Source organism: Amaricoccus sp., from assembly GCF_047602525.1.
Classification (GTDB): domain Bacteria; phylum Pseudomonadota; class Alphaproteobacteria; order Rhodobacterales; family Rhodobacteraceae; genus Amaricoccus.
The window spans coordinates 2,160,311-2,178,785 of the sequence record NZ_JASGHB010000001.1 but is presented as its reverse complement, the minus strand read 5'-3'; the positions used below and the strand labels follow the sequence as shown (position 1 = coordinate 2,178,785).

Sequence of the window (18,475 nt, the reverse complement as noted above, 5' to 3'; positions counted from 1 at the left end):
GCCGGGCAGGCCGCGGACGGGTGGGCAATCCCGCTCCGTGCCCTATGATGCGCGCCGGTAACGGAGATCCGGCATGACGATCCGCAACCTCGACGATCTGCTGCGCCCGCCGTCCATCGCGGTGCTGGGCGCCCCCAGTCCGCGCGGGCTCGCCATCCTGCGCAACCTCCGCGCCGGGGGCTATGCCCGGCCGGTCGTGGCGGTCGAGCCGGGCGCGGGCGACGTGGACGGGATACCGGCGGTCGCGTCTGTCGCCGAGCTCGGCATTGCGCCCGGCCTCGCGGTGCTGGCCGGGCCGCTCGGCGAGGCGCCGGCGCGGATCGCCGAGCTTGGCGCCGCCGGCTGGCGCATGGCGCTGGTCGTCACGCCGGAGGAGGGGCCGGACCCGGGCCTGCGCCAGGCGATGCTCGATGCGGCGCGGCCGTACACACTGCGGATCCTTGGGCCCGGCTCGCTCGGGATCATCGCGCCGCGGGCGCGGCTCGACGCCAGCCTGTCGCCGATTGCCGCCACCGAGGGCGGCATCGCGCTGGTGTCGGAATCGGGCAGCATCGCCACCGCGCTGCTCGACTGGGCCGCGAGCCACGCCATCGGCTTCAGCGCGGTGCTGAGCCTCGGCGGCCGGGTGGATGTCGGGCTGAGCGACTGTCTCGACCTGCTCGCGGGAGACCCGCACACCCGGGCGATCCTCGTCTATGTGGAGAGCATCACCGATCCGCGGCGGTTCCTGTCCGCGGCGCGCGCCGCCGCGCGGCTGAAGCCGGTGATTGCGCTCAAGGCCGGCCAGACCCCGCAGGCGGCCGCCGCGGCCGAGACCCACACGGGACGGTTGTCCGGGGCGGACGCGGTCATCGCCGCAGCCCTGCGCCGGGCGGGGATCCTGCGGGTGCACGGGCTGGCGGAGCTGTTCGACGCGGCCGAGATCGTCTCGCGCTTCCGCCCGATGCAGCGCGGCCGCGTGGCGATCGTGACGAACAGCGGCGGCGCCGGCGTGCTGGCGGTCGATCGCCTCGTCGAGGCCGGCAGTCCGCTGGTCCAGCCGGGCCCGGCAACGCTGGCCGGGCTCGCGTCGGCGCTGCCGGGGGGCTGCAGCCCGCGCAATCCGGTCGATCTCGGCGACGACGCGGACCCCGGCCGGTATCTCGCGGCGCTCGACGTGCTCGCCGCCGACCCGGGCGTCGACGTGCTGCTCGCGATGAGCTGCCCCACCGGGCACGGCCAGCCGGCCGCGGTGGCCCAGGCGCTGGTCGGGCGCACGGAGCGCGGCCGGATCGGGGGCAAGCCGGTGCTGGCGTGCTGGATGGGTGGCGCCACGGCGCGGGAGGCTCGCGGCACGCTCCGCGCCGGCGGCATCGCCACCTACGAGGCGCCCGCGGCGGCGGCGGCGGCGGTCGGGCACCTGACCGACTGGGGCCGGGCGCAGGCGTCGCTGCTGCAGGTGCCGGACCGGCGCTCCGAGGAAGTGCTCGCCGCGGCTCCGGACGCCCGGGCGCAGGTGGCGGCGCTGCTCGCTTCCGCTGCCGCCGAAGGGCGGCGGCGGCTGACCCAGGCCGAGGCCGGCGCGGCGCTCGCGGCCTACGGCATCCCGGTCGCAGGCTCGCGCATCGTCCGCGACGCGGCGGCGGCCGGGGCGGTCGCGACGGAGATGCTGGGCGCGGGCGGCCGGCTGGCGGTCAAGGTGCTCTCGGCCGACCTGCCGCACCGCTCCGACGTGGGCGGCGTCGTCCTCGACGTCGCCACCGGCGACGAGGCGGCGGCCGCCGTCGCCGGCATCGCCGCGCGGGTGGCGCGCCACGCGGTCGGGGCGCGAATCGAAGGCTACGAGCTGCAACCGATGGTGGCGCGCCCGGAGGCGGTCGAGCTGATCCTCGGGGTGGCGACCGACCCGATCTTCGGCCCGGTGATCCTGTTCGGCGCCGGCGGCCTCGCGGTCGAAATCCTGCGCGACACCGCCGTCGCCCTGCCGCCGCTCGATTCCGGCCTCGCGGCCGAACTGGTCGGCCGGACCCGGGTGAGCGCGCAGCTCGCCGGCTACCGCGGTCGGGCGCCGGCGGACCTCGCCTCGCTGAACGGCGCGCTCATCGCGCTGTCGCACCTCGTAGAGGACTTCCCCTGCCTGCGCGCCGTCGACGTGAACCCGTTGCTGGCCGATGCCGCAGGGGTCATCGCGCTCGACATGAATGTGGAGTTCGACCCGGCCGAACTGGACCGCCGGCCGCCGAACCTGCACCTCGCGATCCGGCCCTATCCGACCGAATGGCGGCGCAGCATCGAGCGGCCCGACGGGGTCTATGACCTGCGGCCGATCCGCCCGGCGGACGCGCTGCTCTATCCCGACTTCCTCGCGCGGGTCAGCCGCGAGGACATGCGCCTGCGCTTTCTCGCGGTGCGCGTGCACTTTCCCGAGGAGTTCGCCCTGCGCTGGACGCAGCTCGACTATGACCGCGAGATGGCCTTCGTCGCGCTCACGCCGGCGGGCGAGCTGGCCGGGGTGAGCCGCGTGGTCGCGGCGCCCGATCACCTCTCGGGCGAGTATTCGCTGCTCGTGCGCTCGGACCTGCAGGGACGGGGAATCGGCGCGGCGCTGATGCGCCTGCTGATCGACTACGCCCGCGCCGACGGCATGGAGCGGATCGAGGGCATGGTGCTGGCCGAGAACCGCGCGATGCAGGGCCTCGTCGGCCACTTGGGCTTTACCTTTGCGCCGATCCCTGACGACCCCGGGGTGGTGATGTCGACGCTCGTGCTGTGACTGGCCGCGCGGGCCGCCGTTGCGGCCATGCGGAGCGCGCGGGTCGCGCGCAGGAGTCCTTTGCTGGGCACCGGCCAGTTGGCCGGCGCCGGCGGGGCGCTCGCCGCCCCCGCACCCCCGGCACTGCTCTCCAGGTTTCTGGCCGGAAGAGCGCGCGCCCCGGCGTGCCGCCCGGCAGCCTTGGGAGGATCGCCGGGGCCCGGCCGCTCATCTTGCCTTGCCCCCCGGGCGCCGCGAGGCTATCGGGGTAGCTCCGACGAACCTCCCCCGGGATGCACGCCGATGGCCGAGAGTGATCCGAAGCTTCTGGTCTCGACCGAGTGGCTCGAGAGGCACCTCGGGGCGCCCGACCTGCGCATTCTCGATGCGAGCTGGCACATGCCGGGCTCCGGCCGGGACCCGAAGGTGGAGTTCGAGGCCGGCCACATCCCGGGCGCGCGGTTCTTCGACATCGACGAGATTTCCGACGAGCAGTCGGAGCTGCCGCACATGGCGCCGCCGGTGGAGAAGTTCGTGTCGCGGGTGCGCGGACTCGGCATCGGCGACGGGCACCGGGTGGTGATCTACGACAGCGTCGGCGTCTTCAGCGCGCCGCGGGTCTGGTGGCTGTTCCGCCTGTTCGGCAAGGAGGACGTCGCCGTGCTCGACGGCGGCCTGCCGAAGTGGCGCGCGGAGGGGCGGGCGCTGGAGGACGGGATGCCGATCCTGCGCGACCGGCACTTCACCGCCCGGCGTGACGCGAGCCTGGTGCGCGATGTGACCCAGGTGGCGGCGACGACCAAGCTCGGCGACGCGCAGATCGTCGATGCCCGCGCCGCCGTGCGGTTCCGCGGCGAGGCGCCGGAGCCGCGGCCGGGCCTGCGCTCGGGCCATATCCCGGGCTCGCGCAACGTGCCCTGGACGACGCTGCTCAATGCCGATGGCACCCTGCTAGATGCGGCCGGGCTCCGGGCCGCCTTCGTGGCGGCCGGGGTCGATGTGTCGAAGCCGGTGGTGACGACCTGCGGCTCGGGCATATCGGCGGCGATCCTCAGCCTGGCGCTGGAGCGTCTCGGAAACCGGGCGCATGCGCTCTATGATGGGTCGTGGGCGGAATGGGGCGCCTACCCGGATCTGAAGGTCGAGCTGGGATGATCCGCAGCGCCGGCGAACAGGTGGACGTGACCGTCACCTACCTGCGCATGACGGCGCGCCCGGGCTATCCGCGGCCGCACGTGCCGGTCGGGCCGGTGACGGCGCTGATCGCCGCGGAACGGCCGCCGCTCTGGTACTTCCTGACGCTCTACGATGCGGTCGGCCGGGACTACGAGTGGACCGATCAGCACGACGCCTCGGCCGAGGACGTGTCGGCGTTCCTGCACGATCCGGCGGTCACGCTCTACACCCTGGTGCGCGGCGGCTGGCCGCACGGCTTTTTCGTCCTCGACGGCCGCGCGCCCGGCGTGGTCGATCTGTCGTACTTCGGTCTCGTGCCCGAGGCGATCGGCCGGGGCCTTGGCACCTTCCTGATCCAGACCGCCGTCCATGCCGCCTGGGACCGGCCGGGCTGCGCGGCGGTGACGGTAAACACCAACTCGCTCGACCACCCGCGCGCGCTGCCGCTCTACCAGAAGGCCGGCTTCGCGCCGGTGCGCCGGGCGAGCTTCCAGCGGGTGCTGACCCGCGACCGTTCCCTCATCGATTCCTGACGAGCCCCGGGAGGGCCCAATGTTCGAGACGCTGAAGCCGTCACCGCCCGACAAGATCATCGAGCTGCTGGAGATGTTCCGGGCCGATCCGCGCACGGACAAGCTCGATCTCGGCGTCGGCGTCTACAAGGACGCGAACGGCAAGACCCCGGTGATGCGCGCGGTCAAGGCCGCCGAGAAGCGGCTGCTCGACGCGCAGGACAGCAAGGCCTACGTCGGCATCCTCGGCGATCTGGACTTCGTCCGGGCGATGGGCGAACTGGCCCTCGGCAGCGCCGTGCCGGCGGACCGGCTGTCGGGCGCCCAGACGCCGGGCGGCACGGGCGCGATCCGTCAGCTGCTCGAGCTCGTCAAGCGGTCGAGCCCGACGGCGACGGTGTGGTACTCCGACCCGACCTGGCCGAACCATCCGGCGATGCTCGCGCACCTCGGCATCCCGTCGCGGACCTATCGCTACTTCGACGCGACCACCGGCGGCGTCGACTTCGCCAGCATGATGGCCGATCTCGTCGGCATGAAGCCCGGCGACGTGCTACTGCTGCACGGCTGCTGCCACAACCCGACGGGGGCGAATCTCACGCTGGAGCAATGGCGCGAGGTGACGGACTTCGTGGCGAAGGCCGGGGTCGTGCCGTTCATCGACCTCGCCTATCAGGGCTTCGGCGACGGGCTGGAGGCCGATGCGGCCGGTGTGCGGCACATGGCGGCGGCGGTGCCCGAGATGCTGCTCGCGGTCAGCTGCTCGAAGAACTTCGGGCTCTACCGCGACCGGGTGGGCGCGGCCTTCGCGCTGTCCGAGACGCCGGAGCGCGCGGCCATCACCAAGGCGAACATGGCCTCGCTCAGCCGGCTGAATTTCTCGTTCCCGCCGGATCATGGCGCGAAGGTGGTGGCGATCATCCTCGGCGACCCGGGCCTCAAGGCCGACTGGCAGGCCGAGCTGGAGGCGATGCGCAGCGGCATGCTCGAGCTGCGCAAGGGGCTGGCGGACGAGCTGCGCCGGGCGACCAACTCGGATCGCTTCGACTTCGTGGGCGTCCACCGCGGCATGTTCTCCCGCCTCGGCCTCGGCCCCGCGCAGGTCGTGAAGCTGCGCGAGGACTTCGGGATCTACGCGGTGGGCGACAGCCGGATCAACATCGCCGGCCTGCCGGCGCAGGGCCTCGCCAGGCTTGCGGCGGCGATCGCCTCGGTCGAGGACTGACCCCTGAGGGATCGCGCCGGCTCCGCCAAGGGAGCCGGCGCGCGCGGGCGTGTCAGCCCCAGCAGAGCTTCAGGGCCTCGGTCGTGTCGATCGAGTCGATCCCGGGCATCGGCTGGTCGGTGACGAGTGCGACGCCGGTGTCGAAGAACGTCTTGCCCTCGGTCGCTTCCGGCTTCTGTCCGGTCTGGGCGAACTTCGCGATCGCTTCGACGCCGAGCGCCGCCATCTGCAGCGGATACTGCTGCGCGGTCGCGCCGATGGAGCCGGCTGCCACGTTCTTCACGCCCGGACAGCCGCCGTCGACCGAAACGATGGTGATGCCCTTGGCCTTGCCCATGCTGACGAGCGCCTGATAGGCGCCGGCGGCGGACGGCTCGTTGATGGTGTAGACGAGGTTCACGTTCGGATCGGCCGCCATCAGCTTCTCCATCGCGGTGACGCCGCCCTCTTCGGAGCCTTGCGTCACCTCGTGGCCGACGATGCGCGGATCCTTCTCGTCGCCGATGACCTTCGGGTCGCCGATGTCGATGCCGAAGCCCTTCATGAAGCCCTGATCGCGCAACTGGTCGATGGTGGGGAAAGAGGGCAGGGCGTCCAGCATGGCGATATGCGCGTCCTTCGCCCCGTCGCCAAGCTTCGCCGCCGCCCACTTGCCGATCAGCTCGCCCGCGCCGAAGTTGTCGGTGGCAAAGGTCATGTCGGCAGCGTCCGCCGGCGACAGCGGCGTATCGAGGGCGATCACCAGAACTCCCGCGTCACGGGCCTTCTGCATCAGCGGTGCAATCTGCACCGGATCGTTCGCCACCATGAGGATGCCTTTGGCACCCGAGGCGAGGCAGGCTTCGACCGCCGAGACCTGGCTTTCATGGTCGCCGTCGAACTTGCCGGCCGCGATGCTGAGCTCGACGCCGAGTTCCTTCGCCTTGGCGACGGCCCCCTCACGCATCTTCGCGAAGAACGGGTTGGAGTCGGTCTTGGTGATGAGGCAGGCCGAGATCGGCGCTGCCATCGCGGCGGAGCCGATGCCGAGTGCCACGGCGAACGCGGTCCCCGCAAGCAGGTGCTTCATGTCTTTCCTCCCGATCGGGAACGGCCTTTTCGACCGCCCGGATTGTCGAACTGGTTGATGAAACGTTAAACCGACAAGCTAGCCAGTTGAGCGGAACCATGCTTTCCGTTGCCCATGCTGGACTTCCCCCCGGGGAGCCGTCGCGGCGCTTCTCGCCGTCCTTCGTCTCCGACGCCGAGGGTTCCCGAAGCCCTCCGCGAAGTCAAGCGCGTCGCGCCCCGCCGTGGCGACGCCTTGACCGTCACGCCGGCAATTCCTACTTGCGAGTTCATGGACACGCTCTATCGCTTTTCGCCGGCCGGGGGCCGGCTGCTGCAGCGCCTGCACCCGCAGGCGCGCTGAGCCTGCCGGCCCGGCAGGCCCGGGCCAAGATCGTCCACGCTTTCCGAAACACCGACATCCTGCACGCCCCGGCAAGAGGGCGCAGCGGATACGCCCAGAAGGAGGACCCGTCATGTCCACTGTCCCGGTACAGGACCCGCCCATCGTTCTCGATGCCGCCTGGAGCGACCGGCTCGAGGAGCTCGCCGCCGTGGCCAGCCGTCGCGGCCTCGCCGCCGTCGGCGACCGGCTGATGGCCGAGGTCGCGCGTGCCACCGTGCTGCCGACCGCCGAAATGCCCGCCGACGTCGTCAACATCGGTTCGACCGTGCGCTACCGCGACGAGACCACCGGCCGCGAGCACACCGTGACGCTCGTGCTGCCGCCCGACGTCGACATCGACCGCGGCCGCATCTCGGTGCTGACCCCGGTCGGCGCCGCCTTGATCGGCCTCCGCTCGGGCGCGGGCATCGGCTGGGAAACCCGCGAGGGCGAAGCGCGCCGGCTGACCGTGCTTTCGGTCGCGCCGGCCGCCTGACCGGCCGCCGGCAGCGCGCCGGCCTGTCTACTGGAGCCGCCGTTTCGCGACGGCGGATGCAGGGGACAGGCCGGTTGCCCCGGCTCACCGGGGAGTTGGAGCCTTCAGCGCAGGTCCGGCGGCGTCGCCTCGGCCTTGAGTTCGGCCACGATCGCGTCGAGCGCCGCCACCCGGCTGCCCTGCTCACCGAGCCGGCGCACCGAGACCGTCCGCTCCTCGACCTCGCGCCCGCCGACCGCGAGGATCACCGGCACCTTCGCCAGCGAATGCTCGCGCACCTTGTAGTTGATCTTCTCGTTGCGCAGGTCGGCCTCGGCCCGGATCCCCGCCGCGGCCAGGGCCGCGACCACCTCGCCGGCATAGCCGTCGGCCTCGGACACGATCGGTGCCACCACCACCTGCCGCGGCGCCAGCCACAGCGGGAAGCGCCCGGCGTAGTGCTCGATCAGCAGGCCGATGAACCGCTCGAACGTGCCGAAGACGGCCCGGTGCAGCATCACCGGCCGGTGCCGCCCGCCGTCCTCGCCGACGTAGGACGCATCCAGCCGTTCGGGGAGCACGTAGTCGAGCTGGAACGTGCCCGCCTGCCACGTCCGTCCGATCGCGTCGGTCAGGTGGAATTCGAGCTTCGGCCCATAGAACGCGCCTTCGCCGACGGCGATCTCGAAGTCGAGCCCCGCGGCGCGCAGCGCGTCGCTGAGCGCGGCCTCCGCCCGGTCCCACGTCGCGTCATCGCCCGCCCGCATGTCCGGCCGGGTCGCCAGCTTGTACGAGATGTCGGTCATTCCCATGTGGGCGTAGACGCGGCTGAACAGCGCCAGGAACCGGCTGGTCTCGTCCTTGATCTGGTCTTCGCGGCAGAAGATGTGCGCATCGTCCTGCGTCATCTGCCGCACCCGCATCAGCCCGTGCAGCGCGCCGTGCGCCTCGTTGCGGTGGCAGCAGCCGAACTCCGCCATGCGGAGCGGCAGGTCGCGATAGCTCTTCGTTCCTTGCTTGAAGATCTGCACGTGCCCGGGGCAGTTCATCGGCTTCAGCGCCATCAGCTGCGCCTTGCCCGACAGGATCGGATCGGCCTCCTCGTCGGTCGTTTCCGGGATTTCGTCCGGCACCACGAACATGTTCTCGCGGAACTTGCCCCAGTGCCCCGACTGCCGCCACAGCTTCGAATCGAGCAGCTGCGGCGTCTTCACCTCGACATAGCCGTCGGTGTCGAGCTGCCGCCGGATGTACGCCTCCAGCACCCGCCACAGCCGGAAGCCGTTCGGGTGCCAGAACACCGACCCCTGCGCCTCCTGCTGCAGATGGAAGAGGTCCATCTCGCGCGCGAGCTTGCGATGGTCGCGCTTCGCCGCCTCCTCGAGCTGGTGGAGGTAGGCGTCGAGATCGGCCTTGGAGCGGAACGCCACGCCATAGATCCGCTGCAGCATCGGCCGCGAGGAGTCCCCGCGCCAATACGCGCCGGCGATCGACATCAGCTTGAAGGCATCCGGCGGCACCTGCCCGGTGTTGGCGAGATGCGGGCCACGGCAGAGATCCTGCCAGTGCCCGTGCCAGTACATCCGGATCGGGTCCGCCCCCGGGATCGCCTCGACCAGCTCCACCTTGTACGGCTCGCCCGACGCCTCGTAGTGCCGGATCGCCCGGTCGCGGGCCCAGACTTCGGTCCGCACCGGATCGCGCGCGGCGATGATCTGGCGCATCCGCGCCTCGATCGCGCCGAGATCCTCGGGCGTGAACGGCTCCTTGCGGTCGAAATCGTAGTACCAGCCGTTTTCGACCACCGGGCCGATCGTCACCTTCACGTCCGGCCACAGCTCCTGCACCGCGCGGGCCATGATGTGCGCGCAGTCGTGCCGGATCAGCTCCAGCGCCGCGTCGTCCTTTGCCGTCACGATGGCGAGCGAGGTGTCCTTGTCGATCGGCAGCGACAGGTCGGAGAGCCGCCCGTCCACCACGGCGGCAAGGGCTGCCTTGCCGAGCGATTTCGAGATGCCCGCCGCGACGTCGGCGGCGGTGGTGCCGGCCGGCACGCGCCGCACGGCACCGTCGGGGAGCGTGACCGCCACCTCCCGCACCTGGGGTTCGAGGTCGCTCATCACGGTACTCCATGCGGTTCGGCGCCTACGATGCGCCCGGTTCAGAGGAGCCAGCGACGTAGGCCCGCCACCCCCCGCCTGTCAAGCGTGACGCGAATGGCCCTTGCCGGCTGCGGTCGACCGCTCGGCCGATGATCCGGCTGCACCGCTCGACCGCGCGGGCCCAAGGGTCGGGTCGTCCCGAACAAGATATGGTAAAGACGATGGACTAAGTGATTTCCTGAGCCTCCGGCGCCGCCCCGAAGGGCAGGCCAGCCAGCGCCTGCTTGATGACCCCGACCATGAATTCGATGAACAGCCGGCTCTTCGGATCCTGCAGGCGCTTGTGCGGAAAGATGCAGGCGAGGCTGACCGGGAAGGGCGGGTTTTCCTCGCACACCATCAACAGCTCGCCCGAGGCCAGGTATTCGGCGACCTCGAACGCCGGCTTCAGCATGATCCCCCGCCCGGACAACGCCCACGCGGTCAGCACGTCGCCGTCGTCCGACTCGAGCGGCCCCGAGACCTCGAAGCGCTGCGGCCCCTCCGCCGTCGCCAGCGTCCAGACGAAATCCCGTGCCCCCGGAAAGCGGTGCAGCAGGCAGGCGTGTCCCTGTGCCAGCAGCTCCCGCCCGGTTCGCGGATGGGGCCGCCCGGCCAGATACGCCGGCGAGGCGCAGAGCACCCGGGGGCAATCGGCGATCTGCCGCACCCGGAAGTTCGAGTCCTCGAGCACCCCCAGCACGAAGGCCATGTCGAGCGCCTCGGCGGTGATGTCGATCTTCCGGTCGGACAGCCGCAGCCGCACGTCGATCTCCGGATAGAGATCCTTGAACTCGGGGATTCGCGGCGCGATCAGCCGCTTGCCGATCCCGAGCGGGGCGCCGACGTGCAGCGAGCCCCGCGGCTTGCGCGAGATGTCGGCCACGGCCCCCTCGGCCTGGTCGATCGCCTCGAGGATCTTCTGCGCCCCGGCATAGAAGATCGAGCCCTGCTCGGTCGGATGCAGGCTTCGGGTGGTGCGGTTGAACAGCCGTACCCCGAGATGCTTCTCGAGCTCGGCGATCCGCGCCGAGGCCACCGCTGCCGAGATGCGCTGGTCGCGGCCGGCAGCCGACATGGATCCGAGTTCGTAGACCCGGATGAAGGTCTTCAGGTTGCCGACGTAGGACATTCAGTCACCCCCGGGCGGCACGCTAGCATTTTCAGGCTGGGGGCGAAACTGCTCGGAGATTTGTGCCATTTGCCGGAGGCTGGAATTCTGCCACGCTGGCGCATCATCCAAACGGAGCGGGGCATGTACGAATTCGCCGTCATCTGGGACTGGCTGGCCTTCGGTGTACGCTGGCTGCACGTCATCACCGGGATCGCCTGGATCGGGTCATCCTTCTATTTCGTCGCACTCGACCTCGGCCTGAAAAAGGTCCCCGACCTGCCGCCGGGCGCCTACGGCGAGGAGTGGCAGGTCCACGGCGGTGGCTTCTACCACATCCAGAAGTATCTGGTGGCACCGGAGCGGATGCCCGACCACCTCGTGTGGTTCAAGTGGGAGAGCTATGTCACCTGGCTCTCGGGCTTCGCGATGCTCTGCATCGTCTACTATGCCGGGGCGAACATCTTCCTCGTCGACCGCGGTGTCGCCGACCTGCCGGTCTGGGGCGCGATCGTGATCTCGCTGCTGTCCCTTTCCGTCGGCTGGCTTGCATACGACAACCTCTGCAAGTCGCGTCTCGCGAGCCGCCCGACGCTGCTCATGGTGCTGCTCTTCTGCATCCTCGTGGTGATGGCCTATGGCTACACGCACATCTTCTCCGGTCGGGCGGCGCTGCTCCACCTCGGGGCGTTCACCGCGACGATCATGACGGCGAACGTGTTCTTCGTCATCATGCCGAACCAGCGGATCGTCGTCGCCGACCTGAAGGCCGGGCGCACGCCGGACCCGAAGTACGGCCGCATCGCCAAGCTGCGCTCGACGCACAACAACTACCTGACGCTGCCGGTGCTGTTCCTGATGTTGTCGAACCACTACCCGCTCGCCTTCGCGACGGAGTGGAACTGGCTCATCGCGAGCCTCGTGTTCCTGATGGGCGTGACGATCCGGCACTATTTCAACACCATGCACGCCACCGGCAAGGGGCCGAACTGGACGTGGGCGGCGACGGCGATCATCTTCATCGTCATCATGTGGCTGTCCTCGTCGCCGATGAGCCAGCGGCCGGAGCTGGCGATGTCGCCGATGGACCAGAAGTTCGCGGAGGCACCTGGGTTCGCCCAGGTCGCCGACGTGATCCGCGGCCGCTGCGGTATGTGCCACACCTCCGAGCCGTTCTGGCCGGGCATCCACCGCGCGCCGAAGGACGTGGTGTTCGAGACCGATCAGGAGATCGCGGTACATGCCCGCGAGATCTATCTGCAGGCCGGTCGCAGCCACGCGATGCCGCCGGGCAACGTCTCCGAGATCGAGCCGTCCGAGCGCAAGCAGATCGTGGACTGGTATCGCGCGGCCATCGGCGGCGACGCTTAACCTCGTTCGAAATAAGCCTTTCGACGCCCCGGGCCTTTCCTTATCATCGCGCACGAAGCCGGCCGGGCATTGGTCGGCGGTGGTGTCGGGTGGTGCCAGTGGACGGGACGGGAGATCACCCGCCGGGAAAGACGGCTCACAACTGGAGCCGCAAGGACAATATCCGTGCAGGCGCGGTGTCCGGCCCCTGGCGCAGCGCCCCGCAGGCCGCGGGGCAGCCCGCTCCGCTCGCAGCTGCGCCGGAGCCTCGGCCGCCCAGCCAGAACGAGCCGGTTCGGCCGGTGCCCGCCCCCGCTTCGACCAGCCCGGAGCCGCAAGCCGCCGCCGGTCGCCGGCCCGCGTACCGGGCGACGCGCTGGCGGGGGATGGCGCTCTGGATCGGTCTCGGCGCCATGGGGGCGGTCGGGATCGTGATCGCCGCGGTGTTGCTGCGTCCCGGTCCTTTGCCGGAGGCGCCGGCTGCCGAAGAGAGCGTGGCAACGACGCCCGCCCCGCTGCCGTCTCAGGCGGTGTCCGGCGGGGCGCCCGACGCGGCGCTGGCCGGGGTGCAGGCGGTGCGCCTGCGGATCGGGCCGGAGGTCTCGAATGACCGGCGCGACGGCCTGGTGGCGGCGCTGAAGCAGGCCGGCGTTCCCGACGTGGTGGTCGAGCCGTTGCCGTTTCGGATTGCCACGTCGCGGATCGGCTATTTTCGGGATGCGGACCTGCCGGCGGCGCAGGCGCTGGCGCGGGTGATCTCGCCGGCGGTGGGCGAGCACGGCACCATCGGCGTGCGAGACTATGGCCAGCTTCTGACCGACCCGCAGCCCGGGCGGCTCGATCTCTGGATCGGCGGCTAGCAGGGGCCGGAAACGCGGGCCAAGGGATTTCACGCGCGAGGTAACGCGTATCTATTTGATCTTATCAGGAAGTTGGTGGGTCAGATTTCGCGGCAAAGCCGCGAATGAGGGTGTCCCGGACCGGCCGAGCGGTGAGGGCAGGGTGGATCGCGGAACCCACCCTGATCGAGTTACGCGCCGAGCTGGCTGCGCAGGGCCATCACGTCGCGGACGCGCTGGCCCGCGGCCATCTTCGCCTCGTCCGGCGCGTCGGCGAGATCCTTCTCGGCGGTGGCCAGAAGCTCGGTCACGAGATCGGCGGTCGCCTCGGCACGCGGCACCGCCTGCTCGGCAAGGATCGACGTGGCGGTCGGCGAGACCTCGGCAAAACCGCCCGTCACCACGTATTCCGTCACGCCGTCGGCCGCGGTGACGCGGACGACGCCGGGGCGCAGCGTGGTGAGGAACGGCGCGTGGTTCGGCATCGCGGTGAAATCCCCGGCCATGCCGGGGATCTGCACCGCCGTCGCCTGGACCGACGCGAGCTTGCGCTCGGGGCTGACCAGATCGAAGGTGAGGGTGTCGGCCATCAGGCCGCCTCGGCGGCCATCTTCTCCGCCTTCTTGAGGACCTCGTCGATGCCGCCGACCATGTAGAACGCGGCCTCCGGCAGGTGATCGAACTCGCCGGCGACGACGCGCTTGAAGCTGTCGATGGTATCGGCCAGCGGCACCTGAACGCCCGGCGAGCCGGTGAAGACCTGCGCCACGTCGAACGGCTGGGACAGGAAGCGCTGGATCTTGCGCGCCCGGGCGACGGTGAGCTTGTCGTCTTCCGACAGCTCGTCCATGCCGAGGATGGCGATGATGTCCTGCAGGCTCTTGTACCGCTGCAGGATGCCCTGCACGTCACGGGCGACCTGATAGTGCTCGTCGCCGATCACCATCGGGTCGAGCAGGCGCGAGGTCGAGTCGAGCGGGTCGACCGCCGGATAGATGCCAAGCTCGGAAATCGCGCGCGACAGCACCGTCGTGGCGTCGAGGTGGGCGAACGAGGTCGCGGGCGCCGGGTCGGTGAGGTCGTCGGCGGGCACGTAGATCGCCTGCACGGACGTGATCGAGCCGTTCCGCGTCGAGGTGATCCGCTCCTGCAGCGCGCCCATGTCGGTCGCGAGCGTCGGCTGGTAGCCCACGGCGGAGGGGATGCGGCCGAGAAGCGCCGACACCTCGGAACCCGCCTGGGTGAAGCGGAAGATGTTGTCGACGAAGAACAGCACGTCGGTGCCGGACTGGTCGCGGAACTGCTCGGCGAGCGTGAGGCCCGACAGCGCGACGCGGGCGCGGGCCCCCGGCGGCTCGTTCATCTGGCCGTATACGAGCGCCACCTTCGACTTCGACAGGTCGTTGGCGTCGATGACGCCCGACTCGATGAACTCGTGGTAGAGGTCGTTGCCCTCGCGGGTGCGCTCGCCCACGCCGGCGAACACCGAATAGCCGGAGTGCACCTTGGCGATGTTGTTGATGAGCTCCTGGATGAGCACGGTCTTGCCCACGCCGGCGCCGCCGAACAGGCCGATCTTGCCGCCCTTCGCGTAGGGCGCGAGCAGGTCGATGACCTTGATGCCGGTCACGAGCACTTCGGACTCGGTCGACTGCGAGGCGAAGTCCGGGGCCGGGGCGTGGATCGGGCGGTACTCGGTGGCCTGCACCGGGCCCTTTTCGTCCACCGGGTCGCCGACGACGTTCAGGATGCGGCCGAGCGTGCCGTCACCGACGGGCACCTGGATCGCCTTGCCGGTGTCGGTCACGCGCGCGCCGCGCACGAGGCCCTCGGTCGAGTCCATCGCGATGGCGCGGATCGTCGAACTCGCCGAGGTGCTGGGCCACTTCGAGAACGAGGCGGGCGCCGTTGTTCTCGGTTTCGAGCGCGTTGAGGATCTCGGGGAGGTGGCCGTCGAACTGGACGTCGACAACCGCGCCGATGACCTGCGTGATCCTGCCGGTGGGTTTTGCTTCGGCCATGTGCCTTTGTCTCCGTCCCCTTTAGAGCGCTTCCGCGCCCGAGATGATCTCGATGAGCTCGCTCGTGATCGCCGCCTGGCGCGAGCGGTTGAACTGGATGGTGAGCCGGTCGATCATCTCGCCGGCGTTGCGGGTGGCGTTGTCCATGGCCGACATGCGCGCCCCCTGTTCCGACGCGCCGTTCTCGAGCAGCGCCGTGAAGATCTGGGTGGCGACGCCGCGCGGCAGCAGCTCCGCGAGGATGGCGCCCTCGTCGGGCTCGTACTCGTACTGCGCGCCGGAGGCGCCGTCGGCGGCCTCGAACACCGCGGGGATCAGCTGGCGGGCGGTCGGGACCTGCGAGATGACCGACTGGAAGCGGTTGTAGAAGATGGTGCAGACGTCGAACTCGCCGGCGTTGTAGCGGTGCATCACGTCGGCGGCGATGCGGGCGGCGTCGGCGTAGCCGAGCTTCTTCACCTCCGAGAGGTCGACGTGGCCGACGAGAAGGCTGCTCATGTCGCGGCGCAGCTGCTCGCGGCCCTTCTTGCCGACGGTGAGGATCTTCACCGTCTTGCCCTCGGCCAGCAGCCGGTTGGCGTGGGCGCGTGCAAGGCGCACGATCGAGGAGTTGAAGCCGCCGCAGAGGCCGCGTTCGGCCGTGGCGACGACGAGCAGGTGAACCTTGTCGGCGCCGGTGCCGCCGAGGAGCTTCGGGGCGTTCGCCGCGCCGGACACGCCGGAGGCGAGGTTGCCGAGCACCGACTCCATGCGCTCGGCATAGGGGCGGGCGGCCTCGGCCGACTCCTGCGCGCGGCGCAGCTTGGCGGCGGCGACCATCTGCATGGCCTTGGTGATCTTCCGCGTGGACTTCACGCTGGTGATCCGGATCTTCAAGTCCTTCAGGCTGGGCATTGTCCCCGGGTCCCTCGTTCAGTCCTCGTCACGCGCCCGCGGAGAGGCGCGTCGAATGATGCGGGCCGCGGCGGCGCTTGGCCGGCCGCGGCCCGCGCGACCCCGTCAGGCGAAGGTCTTGGAGAAGTGGTCGAGGACCGCCTTGATTTCCTTCTCGATGTCGCCCGAGATCTTCTGGTCCTGGGTGGTGATCTTCTCGAGAAGCCCGGCTTCGCCGGAGCGCAGGTGCGCAAGCAGCGCGCGCTCGTAGCGGGTGACGTCGCGCACCGGGAGCTTGTCGAGATAGCCTTGCGTGCCGGCGTAGATCACCACAACCTGCTCGGCGTTGGTGAGCGGCGAGTACTGCGGCTGCTTCAGAAGCTCGACGAGGCGCGAGCCGCGGTTCAGCAGGCGCTGGGTCGCGGCGTCGAGGTCCGAGCCGAACTGCGCAAAGGCAGCCATCTCGCGGTACTGCGCGAGTTCGAGCTTGATCGAGCCGGCGACGGACTTCATCGCCTTGGTCTGGGCGGACGAGCCGACGCGCGACACCGAGAGGCCGACGTTCACCGCGGGACGGATGCCCTGGTAGAACAGCTCGGACTCGAGGAAGATCTGGCCGTCGGTGATCGAGATGACGTTGGTCGGGATATAGGCCGACACGTCACCCGCCTGGGTCTCGATCACGGGAAGCGCGGTCAGCGAGCCGTTGCCGAAATCGCCGTTGAGCTTCGCCGCGCGCTCGAGCAGGCGCGAGTGCAGATAGAACACGTCGCCCGGGTAGGCCTCGCGGCCGGGCGGGCGGCGGAGGAGCAGCGACATCTGGCGGTAGGCCACGGCCTGCTTCGTCAGGTCATCGTAGATGATGAGCGCGTGCATGCCGTTGTCGCGATAGTACTCGGCCATGGCGCAGGCCGCGTAGGGCGCGAGGTACTGCATCGGCGCCGGCTCGGAAGCGGTGGCCGCGACGATGGTGGTGTACTCGATCGCGCCGGTCTCTTCGAGCTTGCGGACGAGCTGCGCGACGGTGGAGCGCTTCTGACCCACGGCGACGTAGATGCAATAGAGCTTCTTGCTCTCGTCGTTGCCCGCGGCCTCGTTGTAGACCTTCTGGTTCAGGATGGCGTCGAGCGCCACCGCGGTCTTGCCGGTCTGACGGTCGCCGATGATCAGCTCGCGCTGGCCGCGGCCGATCGGGATGAGCGCGTCGATCGCCTTGAGGCCGGTCGCCATCGGCTCGTGCACCGACTTGCGCGGGATGATGCCCGGGGCCTTGACGTCGGCGATGCGGCGCTCGGCGGCCTCGATCGGGCCCTTGCCGTCGATCGGGTCGCCGAGGGCGTCGACCACGCGGCCGAGCAGGCCCTTGCCGACCGGCACGTCCACGATCGACTTTGTGCGCTTGACGGTGTCGCCCTCGCCGATGTCGCGGTCGGAGCCGAAGATCACGACGCCGACGTTGTCGACCTCGAGGTTCAGCGTCATGCCGCGGATGCCGCCCGGGAACTCGACCATCTCGCCGGCCTGGACGTTGTCGAGCCCGTGGACACGGGCGATGCCGTCGCCGACGGAGAGCACGCGACCCACCTCCGCGACCTCGGCCTCCTGGCCGAAGTTCTTGATCTGCTCCTTGAGGATAGCAGAGATTTCAGCGGCTTGGATCGCCATCATCCGACCTCTTTCATGACATTCTGCAGTTGGGCGAGCTTGGAGCGGATCGACGTGTCGATCATCCGCGAGCCGACGCGCACGACGAGGCCGCCGATCAGCAACTCGTCGACGGTGACGTCGAGCTTCACGTCCTTGCCCACGCTCGCCTTGAGCGTTTCCTTCAGCGCGCCGGCCTGCTCGTCGGTGAGCGGCTTGGCGGTGGTGACTTCGGCGGTGATCTCGCCGCGCTCGTCGGCGATGAGCGCCTTCATCTGCTCGATGAGCTCGGGCAGGATGAACAGGCGGCGGTTCCGGGCGATCAGGCCGAGGGTGTTCTTCACGACGACGCCGTGGCCGAGCTTGTCGGCGATGGCGGCGATCATGCGGGCATGTTCATCGCGGGAATGCACCGGGGACGCGAGCACCTCGCGAAACTCCGGGCTGACGGAGAGGGCATCCTCAAGCGCAAGGACATCGGCCTCGACCTTGTCGAGATCGTTGCCCTCCTTGGCGAGGTCGAAGAGCGCGGTCGCGTAACGGCCCGCCACCCCAGAGGTCATCGACGCTGAGCTGGACACCCGTCCCCCTATCTCCGTTGTTCTGACGGCCCCCCGCGGGCGGACAGTTCCGATTCCCAGCCAAGGGCCGGCTATCGCCCGAGCGAGATCGCGGCGCGGTGATAGCAGAGGGGTTCAGGCGTGGCAATACATCGGCGCGCGTGCGGGTTAGGGCTTTCGGAGGAGGAATTCGACCCCGGCGCCCTGCGACGCCGCGTCGCAGCAAGCCGGCCGCGCCGGGCGGCTCACCTGCGGCGGAGCAGCACGATCGCCGGGGTGCGCCGGCAGACCGGAGGGCGAGGGGTGAGGGCGTCGGGCGTGCGGAGATTCCCTGCCGGGATGGGATGAGTCCTGCGGCCCTGCCGGCTTTCTTCCGCTCCCATGC

14 protein-coding genes and 1 pseudogene are annotated in these 18,475 nt (G+C 70.1%); 7 read left to right on the top strand and 8 right to left on the bottom strand.

The annotated features are described in order from the left end of the window. Nucleotides 1-73 precede the first annotated feature (73 nt). The 4 genes from QM699_RS11275 (at nt 74) to QM699_RS11260 (ending at nt 5,644) form a co-directional block, all read left to right on the top strand. A complete protein-coding gene (locus tag QM699_RS11275) occupies nt 74-2,752 on the top strand; it encodes a GNAT family N-acetyltransferase (protein WP_415011214.1) in 2,679 nt (892 codons plus the stop codon). A 282-nt stretch (nt 2,753-3,034) separates the two neighbouring features. Next, nucleotides 3,035-3,886 (top strand): 3-mercaptopyruvate sulfurtransferase, encoded by an 852-nt coding sequence (gene sseA / locus QM699_RS11270; RefSeq protein ID WP_415011213.1) that lies wholly within the window; start codon nt 3,035-3,037, stop codon nt 3,884-3,886. Beyond that, complete coding sequence (locus tag QM699_RS11265; RefSeq protein ID WP_415011212.1) at nt 3,883-4,440, top strand: GNAT family N-acetyltransferase; 558 nt, start codon at nt 3,883-3,885, stop codon at nt 4,438-4,440. The genes sseA and QM699_RS11265 overlap by 4 nt, the downstream gene beginning before the upstream one ends. Nucleotides 4,441-4,459: 19 nt before the next feature. After that, nucleotides 4,460-5,644, top strand: a complete 1,185-nt coding sequence (locus QM699_RS11260) for an aromatic amino acid transaminase (protein ID WP_415011211.1) — start codon at nt 4,460-4,462, stop codon at nt 5,642-5,644. 52 nt (nt 5,645-5,696) lie between these two features. On the opposite strand, the gene QM699_RS11255 is transcribed toward QM699_RS11260, so the two are convergent. Next, nucleotides 5,697-6,713 carry a substrate-binding domain-containing protein gene (locus QM699_RS11255; RefSeq protein ID WP_415011210.1) on the bottom strand — a complete coding sequence of 339 codons (1,017 nt, stop codon included), beginning with the start codon at nt 6,711-6,713 and terminating at the stop codon, nt 5,697-5,699. 454 nt (nt 6,714-7,167) lie between these two features. Between QM699_RS11255 and rnk the strand changes: the two genes are divergently transcribed. After that, nucleotides 7,168-7,572, top strand: a complete 405-nt coding sequence (rnk, locus tag QM699_RS11250; protein ID WP_415011209.1) for a nucleoside diphosphate kinase regulator — start codon at nt 7,168-7,170, stop codon at nt 7,570-7,572. A 104-nt stretch (nt 7,573-7,676) separates the two neighbouring features. Here the strand turns inward: rnk and thrS are convergent, their stop codons facing one another. After that, a complete protein-coding gene (gene thrS, locus QM699_RS11245; protein WP_415011208.1) occupies nt 7,677-9,671 on the bottom strand; it encodes a threonine--tRNA ligase in 1,995 nt (664 codons plus the stop codon). 208 nt (nt 9,672-9,879) lie between these two features. Next, a complete protein-coding gene (locus QM699_RS11240; protein ID WP_415011207.1) occupies nt 9,880-10,824 on the bottom strand; it encodes a LysR substrate-binding domain-containing protein in 945 nt (314 codons plus the stop codon). Nucleotides 10,825-10,947: 123 nt separating this feature from the next. Here QM699_RS11240 and QM699_RS11235 point away from each other — a divergent pair, with 123 nt between their 5' ends. Both QM699_RS11235 and QM699_RS11230 read left to right on the top strand, forming a co-directional pair. Then, nucleotides 10,948-12,174 (top strand): urate hydroxylase PuuD, encoded by a 1,227-nt coding sequence (locus QM699_RS11235; RefSeq protein WP_415011206.1) that lies wholly within the window; start codon nt 10,948-10,950, stop codon nt 12,172-12,174. 365 nt (nt 12,175-12,539) lie between these two features. Continuing rightward, nucleotides 12,540-13,013 carry a hypothetical protein gene (locus QM699_RS11230; protein ID WP_415011205.1) on the top strand — a complete coding sequence of 158 codons (474 nt, stop codon included), beginning with the start codon at nt 12,540-12,542 and terminating at the stop codon, nt 13,011-13,013. Between the two features lie 170 nt (nt 13,014-13,183). Here QM699_RS11230 and QM699_RS11225 read toward each other — a convergent pair whose 3' ends face one another. From QM699_RS11225 to QM699_RS11205, 5 genes and pseudogenes are all read right to left on the bottom strand, one after another. After that, nucleotides 13,184-13,582 (bottom strand): F0F1 ATP synthase subunit epsilon, encoded by a 399-nt coding sequence (locus QM699_RS11225; protein WP_415011204.1) that lies wholly within the window; start codon nt 13,580-13,582, stop codon nt 13,184-13,186. After that, nucleotides 13,582-15,013 (bottom strand): annotated as a pseudogene (atpD, locus tag QM699_RS11220) (F0F1 ATP synthase subunit beta). Before atpD ends, QM699_RS11225 begins: the two are co-directional and overlap by 1 nt. A 21-nt stretch (nt 15,014-15,034) precedes the next feature. Further along, nucleotides 15,035-15,907 carry a F0F1 ATP synthase subunit gamma gene (locus QM699_RS11215; RefSeq protein WP_415011203.1) on the bottom strand — a complete coding sequence of 291 codons (873 nt, stop codon included), beginning with the start codon at nt 15,905-15,907 and terminating at the stop codon, nt 15,035-15,037. A gap of 105 nt (nt 15,908-16,012) precedes the next feature. Beyond that, the gene (atpA, locus tag QM699_RS11210) at nt 16,013-17,551 is read right to left on the bottom strand and encodes a F0F1 ATP synthase subunit alpha (protein WP_415011202.1); all 1,539 of its coding nucleotides are present in this window, start codon (nt 17,549-17,551) and stop codon (nt 16,013-16,015) included. Then, nucleotides 17,551-18,111, bottom strand: a complete 561-nt coding sequence (locus QM699_RS11205; protein ID WP_415011201.1) for a F0F1 ATP synthase subunit delta — start codon at nt 18,109-18,111, stop codon at nt 17,551-17,553. The genes atpA and QM699_RS11205 overlap by 1 nt, the downstream gene beginning before the upstream one ends. Nucleotides 18,112-18,475 lie beyond the last annotated feature (364 nt).

Bases quoted from the DNA above. Each gene is read 5' to 3' on its own strand.
- QM699_RS11275 (WP_415011214.1), top strand. From the start codon at position 74: ATGACGATCCGCAACCTCGACGATCTGCTGCGCCCGCCGTCCATCGCG.
- sseA (WP_415011213.1), top strand. From the start codon at position 3,035: ATGGCCGAGAGTGATCCGAAGCTTCTGGTCTCGACCGAGTGGCTCGAG.
- QM699_RS11265 (WP_415011212.1), top strand. From the start codon at position 3,883: ATGATCCGCAGCGCCGGCGAACAGGTGGACGTGACCGTCACCTACCTG.
- QM699_RS11260 (WP_415011211.1), top strand. From the start codon at position 4,460: ATGTTCGAGACGCTGAAGCCGTCACCGCCCGACAAGATCATCGAGCTG.
- QM699_RS11255 (WP_415011210.1), bottom strand. From the start codon at position 6,713: ATGAAGCACCTGCTTGCGGGGACCGCGTTCGCCGTGGCACTCGGCATC.
- rnk (WP_415011209.1), top strand. From the start codon at position 7,168: ATGTCCACTGTCCCGGTACAGGACCCGCCCATCGTTCTCGATGCCGCC.
- thrS (WP_415011208.1), bottom strand. From the start codon at position 9,671: ATGAGCGACCTCGAACCCCAGGTGCGGGAGGTGGCGGTCACGCTCCCC.
- QM699_RS11240 (WP_415011207.1), bottom strand. From the start codon at position 10,824: ATGTCCTACGTCGGCAACCTGAAGACCTTCATCCGGGTCTACGAACTC.
- QM699_RS11235 (WP_415011206.1), top strand. From the start codon at position 10,948: ATGTACGAATTCGCCGTCATCTGGGACTGGCTGGCCTTCGGTGTACGC.
- QM699_RS11230 (WP_415011205.1), top strand. From the start codon at position 12,540: ATGGCGCTCTGGATCGGTCTCGGCGCCATGGGGGCGGTCGGGATCGTG.
- QM699_RS11225 (WP_415011204.1), bottom strand. From the start codon at position 13,582: ATGGCCGACACCCTCACCTTCGATCTGGTCAGCCCCGAGCGCAAGCTC.
- QM699_RS11215 (WP_415011203.1), bottom strand. From the start codon at position 15,907: ATGCCCAGCCTGAAGGACTTGAAGATCCGGATCACCAGCGTGAAGTCC.
- atpA (WP_415011202.1), bottom strand. From the start codon at position 17,551: ATGGCGATCCAAGCCGCTGAAATCTCTGCTATCCTCAAGGAGCAGATC.